Annotated in this window: 12 protein-coding genes; 8 read left to right on the top strand and 4 right to left on the bottom strand. The window is 49.2% G+C overall.

The features are described 5' to 3' along the window. Window positions 1-16 precede the first annotated feature (16 nt). The 4 genes from BQ8005_RS04560 to BQ8005_RS04575 form a co-directional block, all read right to left on the bottom strand. Window positions 17-2,005, bottom strand: coding sequence for a fructose-bisphosphatase class III (locus BQ8005_RS04560; RefSeq protein WP_021847432.1), 1,989 nt, complete (start codon window positions 2,003-2,005; stop codon window positions 17-19). Window positions 2,006-2,042: 37 nt separating this feature from the next. Then, window positions 2,043-3,707, bottom strand: coding sequence for a putative transporter (locus BQ8005_RS04565; RefSeq protein WP_021847431.1), 1,665 nt, complete (start codon window positions 3,705-3,707; stop codon window positions 2,043-2,045). 106 nt (window positions 3,708-3,813) lie between these two features. Continuing rightward, window positions 3,814-5,043 carry a sugar MFS transporter gene (locus BQ8005_RS04570; protein ID WP_075317211.1) on the bottom strand — a complete coding sequence of 410 codons (1,230 nt, stop codon included), beginning with the start codon at window positions 5,041-5,043 and terminating at the stop codon, window positions 3,814-3,816. 157 nt (window positions 5,044-5,200) lie between these two features. Then, entirely contained in the window at window positions 5,201-6,121 is a 921-nt protein-coding gene (locus BQ8005_RS04575; protein WP_075317212.1) for a glucosaminidase domain-containing protein, read from the bottom strand. 97 nt (window positions 6,122-6,218) lie between these two features. Here BQ8005_RS04575 and cdd point away from each other — a divergent pair, with 97 nt between their 5' ends. From cdd to BQ8005_RS04615, 8 genes are all read left to right on the top strand, one after another. Then, window positions 6,219-6,701: a cytidine deaminase gene (cdd, locus tag BQ8005_RS04580; RefSeq protein WP_075317213.1), complete on the top strand. Its 483-nt coding sequence runs from the start codon at window positions 6,219-6,221 to the stop codon at window positions 6,699-6,701. A 338-nt stretch (window positions 6,702-7,039) separates the two neighbouring features. Next, on the top strand, window positions 7,040-8,524 hold the full coding sequence (locus BQ8005_RS04585) for a 4Fe-4S binding protein (protein ID WP_075317214.1): 1,485 nt from the start codon (window positions 7,040-7,042) through the stop codon (window positions 8,522-8,524). Window positions 8,525-8,576: 52 nt separating this feature from the next. Continuing rightward, window positions 8,577-9,965, top strand: a complete 1,389-nt coding sequence (locus tag BQ8005_RS04590; RefSeq protein ID WP_075317215.1) for an aldo/keto reductase — start codon at window positions 8,577-8,579, stop codon at window positions 9,963-9,965. Window positions 9,966-9,981: 16 nt separating this feature from the next. Then, window positions 9,982-10,401, top strand: a complete 420-nt coding sequence (locus BQ8005_RS04595; RefSeq protein ID WP_075317216.1) for a DUF1893 domain-containing protein — start codon at window positions 9,982-9,984, stop codon at window positions 10,399-10,401. After that, window positions 10,398-12,281, top strand: coding sequence for a TonB-dependent receptor plug domain-containing protein (locus tag BQ8005_RS04600; protein ID WP_075317217.1), 1,884 nt, complete (start codon window positions 10,398-10,400; stop codon window positions 12,279-12,281). The genes BQ8005_RS04595 and BQ8005_RS04600 overlap by 4 nt, the downstream gene beginning before the upstream one ends. Before the next feature lie 20 nt (window positions 12,282-12,301). Next, the gene (nudC, locus tag BQ8005_RS04605) at window positions 12,302-13,111 is read left to right on the top strand and encodes an NAD(+) diphosphatase (RefSeq protein WP_075317218.1); all 810 of its coding nucleotides are present in this window, start codon (window positions 12,302-12,304) and stop codon (window positions 13,109-13,111) included. A 171-nt stretch (window positions 13,112-13,282) separates the two neighbouring features. Next, window positions 13,283-14,524 (top strand): lipoprotein N-acyltransferase Lnb, encoded by a 1,242-nt coding sequence (gene lnb / locus BQ8005_RS04610; protein WP_075317219.1) that lies wholly within the window; start codon window positions 13,283-13,285, stop codon window positions 14,522-14,524. Beyond that, window positions 14,521-16,089, top strand: a complete 1,569-nt coding sequence (locus BQ8005_RS04615) for an alkaline phosphatase family protein (protein WP_075317220.1) — start codon at window positions 14,521-14,523, stop codon at window positions 16,087-16,089. The genes lnb and BQ8005_RS04615 overlap by 4 nt, the downstream gene beginning before the upstream one ends. The last annotated feature ends 86 nt before the right edge of the window (window positions 16,090-16,175 follow it).

Genomic DNA, 16,175 nt, shown 5'->3' on the forward strand with positions numbered 1-16,175 from the left:
CCTGCTAATTGCCCAATCATACATGCTCTTTTATCAGACCGGTACGATAGGCCACAAGGAGTTTCTTTAAATCTTCAATTTGAGTACGCAGTTCACGTCCTTTATCCGTATCCTTTACCATCATACGTTGCGAATTGAATTCCACCAGGAATGTGGTCGACTTGATGTCCTGCCCCTCTTCAATAGCTTTCTGCCGACTTTGGAAAGGTTCGTGCTGTACCAGCTGCAAACCATGCGAATGATAGACCAATGTATATCCGGCTATACCCGTTTCCGGCTGATAGGCTTTGGAGAATCCTCCGTCAATTACAAGCATTTTTCCCTCAGCCTTAATGGGTTGTTCTCCCTTGATAGTTTTGACCGGCACATGCCCGTTGATGATATGGGCATGAGCTTCGGGATCTATGCCAAACTCCCGCAAAATTCTGTTACATACTTCCACTTCATTCCGCAGTGTATAATAATATCCCTTCGTCTCCTTATGCAACGATTTGTCTTCTACAAAATAGCGTTCAAACGTGGCCATTTTGTCTTTGTCGAAAGAGGGAGCATCCGGACCACACCACATATACCACATATAGTCAAGCGCAAACGCCTTTTCATCCGAACCATCTTCACCAAAGTAGGCGGTACGTACCAATTGGTCCACCTTTTTCAACAGTTTCTCTCCCCAATACTCCTTTCCATTGATTACTACATGCTTGAAGCTTCCGTCAGCATTCAAAGGAACCGACGCATGATAAAGTAAGTTACTGTTGCATACCAGATACATGCCACCGTAGGTAAACAGACAGCGCATGTGTTTTTTCAATTTCTCACTATTCATGAAAGAAGCATGTATCTTCTCCATCAAATCATGCTCTTCTTCCGTAAGCCTATAGGGGTCTGCCGGATCGATTGTCGGGAAGTTTGTGTCACGTAAAGCATATTCCTTTCCATCGTACATAAAAACTCCTCGTTCGAAATCTATCAGATGCAACAGCTTCCGGTTGCCCATACCTAACTCCGGCCGACGGTCAATGATGGCAGCTTCCAGTTTCAGCTGAATAATGGTAATGGCTTTATGCATCTGTGTAATGAGACGCAATGTCTTTTCATTGTAACGAGAATCGGAAAAATTCAATTTCGGCGCAAAGATCTCACAAGGATCATCTCCATAGACATCCATGGCAAACGTAGCCAACGGCAGTAGATTGATACCATATCCATCTTCCAATGTAGCCAAATTGGCATAACGCATAGACATACGGATTACATTTGCCATACAAGCATCATTTCCCGAGGCTGCTCCCATCCAAAGAAGATCATGGTTTCCCCATTGAATATCAAAGTTATGATAATCGCAAAGCGTATCCATTATGATGTGCGCTCCCGGTCCACGATCATATATGTCACCCACGATATGCAGCAAATCGATAGTAAGTCGCTGTATCAGGTTACACATAGCTATAATAAAATCATCGGCACGCTTGGTAGAGATAATGGTACTGATGATAACATTGATATAAGCATGCTTGTTGGGATCGATAGTAGACTCGTGCAACAACTCTTGAATGATATAAGAGAAGTCTTCAGGCAAAGCCTTCCGAACTTTAGAACGCGTATATTTGGACGACACATTCTGGCAAACCTTAACCAACTGGTTCAGCGTAATCAAATACCAGTCATCCAAGTCCTTCTCGGACGCTTTGATCAGTTGCAGTTTTTCCTCCGGATAGTAAATCAGCGTACAAAGTTCCTTCTTCTCACTCTCACGCAAGGTATGACCGAATATTTCATTCACCTTACGCTTCACTGCTCCCGATGCATTCTTCAGCACGTGCTGAAAAGCTTCATATTCTCCATGTATGTCGGTCAAAAAATGTTCCGTTCCTTTAGGCAGATTCAGAATTGCCTCCAGATTGATAATCTCGGTACTGGCATCAGCTATCGTCGGAAAGCTATGGGACAATAATTGCAGATAACGCAAATCGCTGATGATACTTTCAGAAGTAATATTTCCCATGATTCTATCTTTATATTTTTATTCCTATTCAAATTAATCATCCCAACAAAAACATCAGTAGCACCTGAGCTATGATGACTCGAAGGAACATGCAAAGCGGATATACTGTGGCATAAGACACCGATGGATTATCACCGGGAATGGTATCGTTAGCATAGTTCAATGCCATTGGATTAGCCATACTGCCACATAACATACCGGTCACGGAGCCGAAATCAACTTTCATCCATTTAAAAGCAACAACTCCCATTATCAATACTGGTACCAGCGTCAAAACAAAACCGACACCAATCCAAAGAAGTCCTTCAGGGCGGAACACGGTCTCAAAGAAATGAGCACCTGCATCCAATCCAAGGCAAGCCAAATACAATGCCAATCCCAATGCACGCAACATCAAATTGGCACTACGTGTCGTATAAGTTACCATATGTAACCTCGGACCAAATGTACCTATCAGAATACCGACAATAATAGGACCACCTGCCAAACCAAGTTTCACCGGCGCACTGATACCCGGTATTGAAATAGGAATAGCTCCCAATATAAGTCCCAAAATAATGCCGATAAATACAGCTACCAGATTAGGTTCTTTCAGACTCTTAATTGCATTACCCAACACCTTCTCAACATTATGCACGGATGCCGCTTCACCAACAATGGTCAACCGGTCTCCTAACTGCAATGTTAAATCGGCCGTAGCCAACAGCTGTACTCCACTTCGATAAACACGAGTTATATTGATACCATAATGATTACGTAAATGAAGTGATCCAAGTTTTCTTCCGTTCAATTCCGGACGGGTTACAACGATACGTTGCGAGATAAGTTTACTGTCAATAGCATCCCAATCAATATCTTCCTTATTCCAATTCGTATGTTCCTGTTCACCGAAAAGCACCGTCATTGCTGCAGCTTCCTTCTCCGAAGTAATCACCAGCAAACGGTCGCCTTCCTCCACGATCTTGTCCGAAGTAGGAATCGTCACCTTACCCTCTCTCCACAAACGAGAAATCACAAATTTAGAATGACTCAAGTCTGCTATTTCCTTCACACTTTTACCAAAGATTCCAGGATTATGAACTTGAAAAGCACCAATATAGGTTTTATTATCATTTTCTTTCTCTTTCACCTCCAGGTCCTTGTCCGTCACCATCAGTTTACGCATAATCAGAATAGCCAAAATAACTCCCACGACACCTAACGGATACGTAACAGCACATCCCAATGCTGGAGTACTGGCCTCCATTCCCAACTGTTTCAACGTCTGTTGGGCAGCTCCCAAAGCAGGTGTATTGGTCGTAGCGCCGCATAAAATACCCACCATGTCCGGAAGCGAAATATCTGTTACAAGACTGCCCAGCACGGTCATCAAAGTACCGATCAGGACGACTCCTGTAGCCAGCATATTCAGCCTGACACCTCCTTGTCGGAAAGAACTGAAAAAACCGGGACCTACCTGTAAGCCCAATGCGTAGACAAACACTACAAGTCCGAAACTCTCTGCATAATTCAACATCTGGGGATCAATGGTAAATCCCAAATGTCCGGCCAATATACCGGCAAAGAATACGAACGTAACACCCAAAGAAACGCCCCAGAAACGTACTTTTCCTAAACCTAAACCGACCGCTGAAATCAACGATAGGATAACAACCGCCTGTAGAGCGGAATGTTCCACAAACAAACTATATAGCCAATCCAAAATAAAATCGATTATTATTTATGTGCAAAGATAGGAACTATAGTTGGAGAGGAAAAATAAATGCCTCAAAAAACTGGATTCATCCATAAAAGTCAAAGCACAAACATCAGACTACAGCCTTTTCCATACTTTTTCCACTCAAAGTATACAACTTGCAAGCATACAACCAAACCACAATATAAGCAAGCAAGGGAACGACAAAAGCAATCACCATCGTGGTATAATCTGCCACCAGTCCCATCAACAAAGGACCCACAACACCTCCTACCGGTGACATCATCAGGAAAGAGGAAGCCCGTTTGGTATGGTTACCCAATCCGCGAAGAGACAAAGCGAAAATAGTAGGGAACATGATTGCTTCGAATGCATAGACTAGCAGCAAAGCTATCAAAGAAACATATCCTAAATCGAGAAGTACCACTGTCGTCGTCACCACGACACCCGAAGCGCAAACGAAAAGCATCTTTTCGGCACGAACCCTCCGCATAATCCAGCTACCGATGAAACGTCCCAACATAAAAAGACTCAGACCACCGAACGAGAGTACCAATGAAGCCGTACGTGCATTCATCCATCCCTGCTCCAACACATAGTTAATAAAGAAGCTGTTAATGGAAATCTCTCCGACTTCATAAGCAAACAATGCCATCAATCCAAATACAAACAGCTTGTGTTTCCATAATCCTACTTTATGTCCGTCGGCACTTACCTCGTCCTCATGTACAATCTCCGGCAGACGGACACGTGAAAAAAGAACCGCAACCAGCAACACAACCACTCCCATACAAGCATAGGGAAGTGCCACATTACCCGAACCGGTATTTCCATCTTCAGAGAACAACAATAATCCCGTTACGATAGGAGCACAGATACAGCCCAAACCGTTGAAAGATTGTGCAAAGTTCAGACGACTGGCTGCCGTTTCGCGTGCACCCAATTCTGTAGCATAAGGATTGGCCGCTGTTTCCAGAAACGTCAATCCGCACCCGATAACAAACAGGGCAAACAGAAACACCTGATAAGACATCCATTGCTGACCGGGAATAAAAAGTAACGAACCAATTCCATAAAGTACCAATCCAAATACCACTCCCCTCCTATAGCCAAAACGGGAAATAAATAATCCGGCAGGAATAGCCATCACAAAATAGCCCATATACATCATAGCCTGTATCAAAGCCGACACAGATTTATTGATGTGCAGCAACTCCTGAAAGTGTTTGTTCAGAACGTCAAGTATGGCATGGGCAAATCCCCATAGGAAAAACAAAGAAATAATCAAAATAAAGGGGACCATATACTGTTCCCCTACCAGCGGTGTTCTTTTATTCATCATAATAGCATACAGTATAAAAACCGGAATAATCGGCCGCAAAGATACACATTATTTATATTCCCAGAAGAACAAGTATCCTCAAAGTGAACGTTAAAGAAACAGACAGGCATGTCGCCCATACAACGGACGACAAACCTTGAAATGGCCAAGACAGAGCCTATCTCAACCGCAAACGGTCTCCTACCTCAGGCACATATTCTCCGTCCTTGCGATTCATCTTGTAGAGATTCTTCAAGCGGATACCGTACTTCTGCGAAATGCTGTGCATGGAATCGCCGTCACGAACGACGTGGACTGTATAAGGCTTCTGCGCTTTCTTATTCTTCTTTTTCAGATAGATAATGTCACCTGCTTCGAGGGTATATTCACGGTGTAGATCGTTATAGTCGACCAGTTTTTTCCAACTAATGTCAAACTCTCCACCCAACAACTCGAAACTGTCACCGTCGCGAGCCACGACGTACGCCAAACCGTTGGCTATATATACCTGGTGTGGTTTCAACAACCAAGGTTTCTTCTTGATTTCCTTCTCCCATTTGCGGGCTTCACGACGTCCCAGGCCTTCATTATCGTACTTATAGAGTTCGTAGTCCTCAATAATCGTTATCAGACGGTTAGCATACGAAGGGTCGGTGGCATAACCGGCCTTTTTCAGTCCTTTGGCCCATCCTTTGTAATCGGTTATCTTCAACTTGAACAGAAAAGCATAACGCGCGCCACTGGTAAGGAACTTGGAATGATCCTCGTATGAATCGCGCACATTGCGATAAGCCCGGAAACATTCGCCACGAACATCATCATCGTGATAGACCCGACCTCCGCGCCAGTTATTGTGACACTTGATGCCGAAGTGATTGTTACTTTTCCGAGCCAGTACACTCTGCCCCGCTCCACTCTCGAGCAAGCCTTGCGCCAGTGTAATGCTGGCCGGTATTTTGTGCAACCTCATCTGCTCCACAGCGATGGGAGCGTATTGCTTGATATATTCGTTGTAACGGGAGTTCCTGCGCTGTGCATGGGCAGGCAGAAGCATCATAAGAAAAGCCACAAGGGCCAGCAGTCGGAACGTATATTTCATGTCTTTGTCATTGATTCGGGCACAAAAGTCTGCAAAAGAATTGAAAATTCCAATCACTTCCTTATCTTTGTAACATTAATTACAGAAACCTTGTCTTATGAAAGAACTGAATATCCACATCGACATCCGTATTTTCCCATACGAGGAACTGGATGCAGCCGACCGTAAGCTGATAGACGCCGCCCGTGAGGCTACTTTCCGCAGTTATTCCCCTTATTCCCACTTTTCGGTAGGAGCTGCCGCCCGCCTGGCAGACGGCACCATCGTATGCGGCAGCAATCAGGAGAACGCCGCCTATCCGTCAGGGCTCTGTGCAGAACGCACCACCCTTTTCTATGCCAATTCGCGTTACCCGGATCAGGCCGTAAAGACACTGGCTATCGCTGCCCGCAACGAGCAGGGGGAATTTCTGGAAGACCCGATTCCGCCATGCGGAGCTTGCCGCCAAGTAATGCTCGAGACAGAGACAAGGTACAACCAGACCATGCGCATCCTGCTATACGGAAGCAAAGGCATCTACGAAGTAAAAAAGGTAGGCGACCTGCTACCACTGTCGTTCGACGCTTCGGCCATGCAGTGAAAGAGTTTTGCATGCCCTATCAGATACCATCACAGGCACCCGTTGTGACGCAGCACTTTCTGGCCCTCTCATGCAGTGCTTCCTGACACCCTGACGAAGCACTGCATGAGCACCTCACAAAGCACTTCGTCGGACTATCACGAAGCACTGTGTCACCTCCTCATCATTTACTTTCTAAAGGCATCAGGCCTATTACCTGCCTACATAAAAAAATGGGAAAGCTCACAAATAACCGTAATTCGGGTATCCCGGTTTTCCAAGTTTCTTCTTATTTTTGCAGCGTATCACTCAAAGAACGATACACGACAATTTTACCTTACTAAAACAGACACCTTATTATGTTACGTAAAATCAGACTGACCCTGGCTATCGTTTTCTTTACGCTGATTACCCTGCTGTTCCTCGACTTCACAGGAACACTGCACGCATGGTTCGGCTGGATGGCCAAGATTCAATTCCTCCCTGCCCTACTGGCACTAAATGTGGGAGTGGTACTGGTGCTGGTGATTCTCACTCTGCTGCTGGGCCGTGTCTACTGTTCTATCATTTGTCCGTTGGGCGTCTTTCAGGACATTGTGGCCTGGTTCTCGAAAAAAAGCAAGAAGAACCGCTACCGCTATTCGCCCGCCTTGTCGTGGCTGCGCTACGGTGTACTGGGTGTGTTCGTCATCGCACTGGTGGCAGGTGTACATTCGTTTGTCGCCCTGCTGGCACCCTACAGTTCGTACGGACGCATCGCAAGCAACCTGTTCGCCCCCATCTACCAGTGGGGAAACAATTTGCTGGCTTATCTGGCTGAACGGGCCGACAGCTATGCTTTTTACGACATCACTGTCTGGCTGAAAAGCTTGCCCACGTTTGTCATCGCCGCCGTCACACTGGTAGTGCTCGTCGTACTGGCCTGGAGAGGCGGACGTACTTATTGCAACACCATCTGTCCTGTAGGTACCGTACTGGGATTCCTGTCAAAGTACGCCTACCTGAAGCCGGTCATCGACACAGACAAGTGCATCAACTGCAACCTCTGTGCCCGTAACTGCAAAGCCTCGTGTATCGACATCAAGAATCACCAGATAGACTACAGCCGCTGCGTGGCCTGCATGGACTGCCTGGACAAGTGCAAACACCAGGCATTACGCTACGCGCATCCTTCCAAAACGAAGGTTGAAGCAACCGAGAAGAAGCCTGAAGAAGGCAGTTCACGCCGTGCCTTCCTGACATCGACAGCATTGGCAGCCTCGGCTGCCGTATTGAAGGCTCAGGAAATGAAGGTAGACGGCGGATTGGCTACCATCGAAGACAAGAAAATCCCTAATCGAAAGACACACATCCTGCCGCCGGGAGCCCAAAGCGCCCGTCACTTTGCACAGCATTGTACAGCCTGCCAGCTGTGTGTGTCGGTATGCCCCAACGAGGTGTTACGCCCCTCTACCGGCCTGATGACGCTGATGCAACCTTTCTCTTCATACGAACGAGGCTACTGTCGCCCCGAGTGTACCAAATGTTCGGAAGTCTGCCCCGCGGGAGCCATCAAACCCATCACCGTAGCCGACAAATCGTCCATCCAAATAGGACACGCCGTATGGATCAAGCGCAACTGTGTGGTAAAGACCGACAAGGTGGAATGCGGTAACTGTGCGCGCCATTGTCCCACAGGTGCCATCACCATGGTACCGTCGGACCCCAAGAACCCCGACTCGCTCAAGTTCCCAGCCATCGACACGGAACGCTGTATCGGTTGCGGTGCTTGCGAAAACCTCTGTCCGGCCCGTCCCTTCAGTGCCATTTATGTGGAAGGACACGAACGACACCGGATTATTTAAGCGGTGAACGGTAAACGTTTTATTTCTATAACTTCTTTATCACGATATACTAATGAACGACCAGAATCATTCCAACGATATGTCTCGCCGCGAGTTTCTGAAGATTGTGGGTATCAGTACGGCCACCACAACCGCGGTATTGGCTGGATGCGGACCGAAAGACTCCGCTACCTCCTCCCTGCAGGCCGAAGGAGAAATTCCTACTGACAAAATGACCCTGCGCGAGAATCCGAAAACCAAAGAGAAAGTATCACTGCTGGGCTACGGCTGCATGCGCTGGCCCACCCTGCCCGCTCCCGAAAAAGGAGGCAACGTCATCGATCAGGATGCCGTGAACGAACTGATAGACTATGCTATGGCTCATGGTGTGAACTACTACGACACGTCGCCTGTCTATGTACAAGGTTGGTCGGAAAAATCGACTGGCATCGCCTTGAAGCGTCATCCTCGCGAGAAGTTCTTCGTAGCCACCAAGCTGTCCAACTTCTCCAACTATACGCGCGAGAACTCCATCGCCATGTACAACCGCTCGTTCCAGGAACTGCAGGTGGACTACATCGACTACTACCTGCTGCACTCCATTGGCAACGGCGGCATCGAGACTTTCCGCGCCCGCTACATTGAAAACGGCATGATCGATTTCCTGATGAAGGAACGCGAGGCAGGTCGCATCCGTAACCTGGGCTTCTCTTTCCACGGCACACAGGATGTATTCGACGAAGTTCTGGCCATGCACGACCAGGTGCACTGGGACTTCGTACAGATTCAGCTGAACTATGTAGACTGGAAATATGCCTCGGGACGCAACGTCAACGCCGACTACCTCTACGCCGAACTGGAGAAACGCCACATACCGGCCATCATCATGGAACCGCTGCTGGGCGGACGTCTGTCCAAGCTGCCCGAACACCTCGTGGCACGCCTCAAGCAACGCGGCCCCGAAGCGAGCGTCGCCTCGTGGGCTTTCCGCTTTGCAGGCACGTTCCCCGACGTACTGACGGTGCTGAGCGGCATGACCTACATGGAGCATCTGCAGGACAACCTGCGCACCTATTCGCCGCTGGTGCCCCTGACGGACGACGACCTGGAGTTCCTGCAGCAGACGGCCGACCTGATGAAGCAGTACCCTACTATCCCCTGTAACGACTGCAAGTACTGCATGCCTTGCCCCTATGGTATCGACATTCCCGCCGTGCTGATACATTATAATAAATGTGTGAACGAGGGCAATCTACCCACTTCTCAGGAGCATGCCAACTACCGTGAGGCACGCCGGGCCTTCCTCATTGGGTACGACCGCAGTGTTCCCCGCCTGCGCCAGGCCAGCCACTGCATCGGCTGCGGCCAATGCGTGTCCCACTGTCCGCAAAGCATTGATATTCCCGAAGAGCTGCACCGCATCGATCGCTATGTGGAGCAACTGAAACAAGAAACGCTGTAACCCGAAAAGACAAAGAATGAAAGAACTCATAGACATGCTTCACGCAGGAGGATACTCCTGCGTGATAGCCAATGGTGACCGCATCCGCACGTTCACACGGCGGGGTGTGGCCGACCTTTACGACCTGCTGGTACAAGAACCCGAATTCCTACATGGTGCGTTTGTAGCCGACAAGGTCATCGGCAAGGCAGCAGCCTCACTCATGGTACTGGGTGGCGTACGGCAGGTATATACTCGTACCATCAGCCAGCCTGCTCTCCGCCTGTTGCAGGAAGCCGGTGTCACGGTAAGTTGCGATGAGATCGTGGACCACATCATCAACCGCGACCACACGGGCTGGTGCCCGCTGGAACAAGCCAGCCGTGACCTCCAGTCAGCCAAAGAAATTTTCCCAGTTATAGAAAAATTTATCTCCAGTCAGAGAAAAAACGTATGAAAGAACTGAACTTGAAGGAAGGCCTGTTTGCCTTTCTCCTCCTGACAACTTCCGCCGCTCAAGGACAGGAAGACACCACTCGTATTGCCCGTAACTTGACGACAGACGAGGTCGTCGTAACCGGTACCCGTAACGAAACCGATATCCGTCACCTTCCTATGACCATCTCTGTCGTAGGTAGGAAACAACTGGAAAGCAATTACCAGCCTTCCGTACTGCCCACCCTGACCGAACAAGTGCCAGGCTTCTTCACCACCAGCCGCGGCATTATGGGCTATGGTGTATCGACCGGAGCGGCTGGAGGTATGAGTCTGCGAGGTATCGGTGGAAGCCCCACAGCAGGATTGCTAGTGCTCATCGACGGACATCCACAATATATGGGACTGATGGGACATCCCATTGCCGACGCCTATCAGACAATGATGACCGAACGGGTGGAGGTACTGCGCGGACCGGCTTCGGTACTCTACGGCTCGAATGCCATGGGCGGTGTCATCAACATCGTCACACGGCAGATGGAAGAAGAAGGTTCGAAAACCGACCTGCAAGTAGGATATGGCTCGTATAACACCCTGCAAACCGAAGTGACCAACCGCCTGAAGCGCGGACGATTCAGCAGCATCACCACCGGCTCGTACAATCGAAGCGATGGACATCGGCCCGACATGGATTTCGAACAATATGGCGGCTATGCCAAGCTGGGCTATGATTTCAGTGACCAATGGAAGTTATGGGGAGACATCAACGTGACTCACTTCAACGCCTCCAACCCAGGTACTATAGCGTCACCCTATATCGACAACGACTCACGCATTACCCGCGGAATGGCTTCGGCAGCTCTCGAGAACCATTACGAACGAACCTCAGGTGCGCTGAGTTTCTTCTACAACTGGGGACGCCATAAGATAAACGACGGCTATCACCCGGGCGAAGAACCACAAGCATCACATTTCAACTCCAAGGACCGCATGATGGGCCTCTCGTGGTATCAAAGCCTCACGCTGTTCGAAGGCAACCGCATCACCGCCGGCTTCGACTACCAGCACTTCGGCGGCGAGTCGTGGTACAAGGTACTGGCCACAGGCGAGAAGCAACCACAAGTAGACAAGCAGCTGGACGAACTGGCCGGATACGTAGATTTCCGACAGAACATCGGCCACTGGTTGTCACTCGACGCCGGACTGCGTGTGGACCACCACTCGCACACGGGCACAGAATGGATACCACAGGGTGGACTGGCCTTCCACCTGCCCCGTCAAGCAGAACTAAAAGCCATGGTAGGCAAAGGCTTTCGTAACCCTACCATCCGCGAACTGTTCATGTTCTCAAAAAACCCCGACTTGCAGCCCGAAAGCCTCGTCAGCTACGAACTGGCTTACACACAACGCCTCTTCGACGGTGCCCTGTCCTACGGACTCAACCTCTACTACATCGACGGAAAGAACATCATTCAGGTGGATCCCGCCCAGCGAAAGAACGTGAACACGGGCCACATCGAGAACTGGGGTACAGAAGCCAACGTAGCCTACCGCTTCAATGCCCGCTGGCAAGCCAATGCAAACTACAGTTGGCTGCACATGGAAAATCCTGTACTGGCTGCTCCTGAACACAAGTTATATGCCGGTGTCAACTACCATCAGGGACGGTGGACAGCCGCCAGCGGCATGCAGTACATCCGTGGCCTCTATACTTCCGTCACGCAAGGACAGGAAAAGCAAGAAACTTTCGTTCTTTGGAATTTGAATATCAGCTACCGTCTGTGTAACTTTGCAAGCCTCTTCGTGAAAGGCGAGAACCTGCTGGCACAACGCTACGAAATCAATGCTGGCTACCCCATGCCGAAGGCTACCTTCATGGGAGGCGTCAACGTGAATTTCTGACTTATAAAAAAGACATAAGTATGAAAGAGATGGAATATGACCGTACCGCTTGCTGGTGCGTCTTCTTCAAAGATAACCTGCTGATGCAGAAACTCGCTGACGGCACCTGCACCCTGCCTACAGGAGAGCAGCTGCCTGTAGCTCCCGCAAAGGATCAGACCGTGCACCGTGTCACCTTGCCTACAGGACAGCAGGTCTATACGTTTGCCATCGACTACCCTGTGGCCGAAACCAACCAGTGGATGATGACCGGCCTGCGCGCCTCGTTCGATCATCTGCCTTTGGACGCATACAAAGCCGCCGGCAAGGCCTACCAGATACTCTACTGGGACCAGCACAGCCGCTACTGCCCCGTATGCGGTACGCCTACGGAACAGCAGACCGATATCATGAAGAAATGTCCCCACTGTGGCAATGAATTATACCCACCCATCTCTACTGCCATCATTGTACTGGTGCGCCGCGGCGAAGAAATCCTACTGGTACATGCCCATAATTTCCGTGGCACATTCTATGGCCTCATAGCAGGCTTCCTCGAGGCTGGCGAAACGTTGGAGCAATGTGTCCGCCGTGAGGTAATGGAAGAAACGGGGCTCTGTATCCGTAACATCACCTACTTCGACAGCCAACCCTGGCCCTATCCCAGCGGTCTGATGGTAGGTTTCTTTGCCGACTACGAAAGTGGCGACATCAAACTACAGAAAGATGAACTCAGTGCCGGTGCCTTCTACCATCGCAACAATTTGCCGGAACTACCGCGCAAGCTAAGCATCGCCCGCAGACTGATCGATGCCTGGCTGGAAGGAAAAGACACCCACACCAACCGTTGACATCCGAAACGTAACTACCTACATGAGCGATGTAACTATGAACTTTAGCGCCATAACTATGAACTTTAGAAGCGTAAAGTAGAACTTTGGAAAAACAGCCTTTTCGTAACCGAAAAGTATTGGTCTTTATTGGATAAAACATTACCTTTGTGGCGCAAACCCATAAAGACGATGCAACGGAGATTTCAGACATTTATCATATCCCTACTTTTATGCTGCCTGGCATGCCACTCTCTGCAAGCAACAGAAGAGCAAATGCAACCCCAAGATGACGGCATCCGTCTCAGCCTGCTGACCTGTGGACCCGGCAAGGAAATCTATTCCCTCTTCGGACATACGGCCATCCGTTATGAAAACCGTCGGAAGGGCATCGATGTGGTATTCAACTACGGTCTGTTCAGTTTTCAGTCGTCCAACTTCATCCTTCGTTTCACTCTTGGCGAAACGGACTACCGGCTTGGAGCAACGGAATACAAATACTTTCTTTCGGAATACCTGCTGGACAACCGCGACGTCTGGGAACAGACCCTGAACCTGACTACGGAAGAAAAACAAAAATTGATAAATCAATTGGAGGAAAATTATCGACCGGAAAACCGTGTCTACCGCTATAATTTCTTCTATGACAACTGTGCCACACGCCCGCGCGATCAGGTGGAACGTGCCGTAAACAACAGCCTGCGCTATTCCGACGATATGACGACGACCGATACAGGACGAAGCTTCCGAGACATCGTCCATCAATATTGTCAGGGACATCCATGGTCGCAGTTTGGTATCGACCTCTGTCTCGGCAGCGAGGCAGACCGCCCCATCAGCCGACATCAGATGATGTTTGCCCCCTTCTATCTGAAAGATTTTTTCGCTACCGCCACCCTGGCCGACAGTACAGGTATCGGTACACGACCTCTGGTGAGCCAGACTGAGCAGCCCGTTGTCATTCCCGACGAAGACAAACAAACGGAAACGACTCTTTTTACGCCTTTACTGACAGCCACGCTTTTGTTCCTGTTTGTGTGTGCCTGCTCTTGGTATGGAGTTCGCAGGCAAAGAAGTCTATGGGGCATCGACCTTGTTCTCTTTACAGTTGCCGGACTCAGCGGATGCATCCTGGCATTTCTGGCACTGTTCTCATCCCATCCGACAGTAAGTTCCAACTATATACTTTTCGCACTCCATCCCCTGCATCTATTCTGTCTGCCCTGGATGATAAAAAAGGTGCGAAAAAGACAAACGAGCCGCTACATGCAGGCTAATTTTGTCGTTTTAACATTATTTATATTGTTATGGGCTATAATTCCGCAAAAAATCAATCCGACAATGCTACCTTTGGCACTGTGTTTGCTGGTACGTTCAGCAAGCAACTTGATTTTATCCCATAAACAAGGCTTAAGAAGAAGAATAAAGAGATGAAAAAAGGACTGATAACCTCCATATTAGTGTTGACTTTCGGCGGGCTGCAGGCTCAGCCACTACCGTCTACGCCCAAACTGGTCGTAACTCTGACCATCGACCAGCTCCGCACAGATTATCTGGAGGCATTTTCGGCCTTATACGGGGAAAAAGGATTCAAAAGGCTGATGCGTGAAGGCAAAGTCTACATGCAAGCCGAAATGCCCTTCGACAAACCCGACCGCGCATCGGCTACAGCGACACTATTCAGCGGCTGTTCACCTTCTACACATGGAATCATCGCTACCAAATGGATGGACGTGTCTACCCTGACACCGCGCAATTGCGTGGAGGATCCCAACTTCATGGGCAACTACACCAACCAAAACAGCTCTCCGGCCCAATTGCTGACATCGACCATTGCCGACGAGCTGAAAGTAGCCACGCGCAATGCTGGAAAAGTATATGCCATCGCACCCTTCCGCGATGCAGCAGTCTTGAGTGCCGGCCATGCAGGCGACGGTGCTTTCTGGATTAACAAGACAAATGGAAAGTGGTGTGGAAGTACCTATTACCCGGAATTCCCCGAATGGCTGAACCAATACAATGACTCCAGCTCCGTGGATTTCCGCATTAAAGATATCACTTGGATGCCCCTGCATCAGGTATCCAGCTACAAATACCTGTCCGACTGGCGGACAGAGCCATTCAAGTACATTTTTGAAAGCGAACGAGAAAACAAGTTCTACCGACTGGCAGCAAGCCCCCTCATAAACGATGAGGTCAACCTGCTGACAGAAAGGCTGTTGGAGAAAAGTGGAATAGGCAGAGATGATATCCCCGACCTTCTGGCGCTCACCTACTATGCGGGCAACTACAATCACCGCAGCACCCGCGAATGCGCCATGGAAATGCAGGACATCTATGCCCGTCTGGACCGAAGCATTGCTACCCTGCTCGACATGCTCGACCGGAAAATAGGACTGAACAACCTCATTCTGTGCATCGCATCCACCGGTTATGCCGATCCCGATCCTGCAGATACGGGAATCTACCGCATCCCTGGAGGAGAGTTCCACCTGAACCGCTGTGCCACTCTGCTCAACATGTATCTTATGGCAACCTATGGCGCCGGACAGTATGTGGAAACTTATTACGACCAACAAATTTATCTTAACCATAAACTTCTGGAAGACAAGCAGCTGGACCTGACGGAAATTCTGGAAAAATCAGCTGCATTCCTGGTACAGTTCAGTGGTGTAGACCAAGTCTATTCCTCACACCGGCTGCTATTGGGTTCCTGGTCTCCCCAGATAGACCGCATCCGCAACAGTTATCACCGCAAGCGCTCGGGCGACCTGCTGATCAAAGTACTGCCGGGATGGACCATTGTTCAGGAAAATGGCAATGACAACCGTGCCGTACGAGCTGCTGAAATTCCCGCACCACTGATTCTCATGGGTGGAGGAATTAAAGCAGGAAAAGTGCGGACACCTGTCAGTGCCGATCGCATCGCCCCTACTTTGAGCAGTGTGATGCGCATACGTGCTCCGAATGGATGCACAGCCACTCCGCTCGAATTTTGACCTGTTTTTTCCTTACAAGCAGACAAGAGCCTCGCTTCGTCGTCTGAATGTAACCATTTTCTTGTCTGATAACGGATTATTGGAAA

This window comes from Bacteroides togonis (assembly GCF_900130135.1).
In the GTDB taxonomy this organism is placed as follows: Bacteria; Bacteroidota; Bacteroidia; order Bacteroidales; family Bacteroidaceae; genus Bacteroides; species Bacteroides pullorum.

What these genes read in the sequence shown, in the direction of transcription:
- BQ8005_RS04560 (WP_021847432.1), bottom strand. Translation starts at nt 2,005, where the DNA reads ATGGGAAATATTACTTCTGAAAGTATCATCAGCGATTTGCGTTATCTG.
- BQ8005_RS04570 (WP_075317211.1), bottom strand. Translation starts at nt 5,043, where the DNA reads ATGATGAATAAAAGAACACCGCTGGTAGGGGAACAGTATATGGTCCCC.
- BQ8005_RS04575 (WP_075317212.1), bottom strand. Translation starts at nt 6,121, where the DNA reads ATGAAATATACGTTCCGACTGCTGGCCCTTGTGGCTTTTCTTATGATG.
- cdd (WP_075317213.1), top strand. Translation starts at nt 6,219, where the DNA reads ATGAAAGAACTGAATATCCACATCGACATCCGTATTTTCCCATACGAG.
- BQ8005_RS04585 (WP_075317214.1), top strand. Translation starts at nt 7,040, where the DNA reads ATGTTACGTAAAATCAGACTGACCCTGGCTATCGTTTTCTTTACGCTG.
- BQ8005_RS04590 (WP_075317215.1), top strand. Translation starts at nt 8,577, where the DNA reads ATGAACGACCAGAATCATTCCAACGATATGTCTCGCCGCGAGTTTCTG.
- BQ8005_RS04595 (WP_075317216.1), top strand. Translation starts at nt 9,982, where the DNA reads ATGAAAGAACTCATAGACATGCTTCACGCAGGAGGATACTCCTGCGTG.
- BQ8005_RS04600 (WP_075317217.1), top strand. Translation starts at nt 10,398, where the DNA reads ATGAAAGAACTGAACTTGAAGGAAGGCCTGTTTGCCTTTCTCCTCCTG.
- nudC (WP_075317218.1), top strand. Translation starts at nt 12,302, where the DNA reads ATGAAAGAGATGGAATATGACCGTACCGCTTGCTGGTGCGTCTTCTTC.
- lnb (WP_075317219.1), top strand. Translation starts at nt 13,283, where the DNA reads ATGCAACGGAGATTTCAGACATTTATCATATCCCTACTTTTATGCTGC.
- BQ8005_RS04615 (WP_075317220.1), top strand. Translation starts at nt 14,521, where the DNA reads ATGAAAAAAGGACTGATAACCTCCATATTAGTGTTGACTTTCGGCGGG.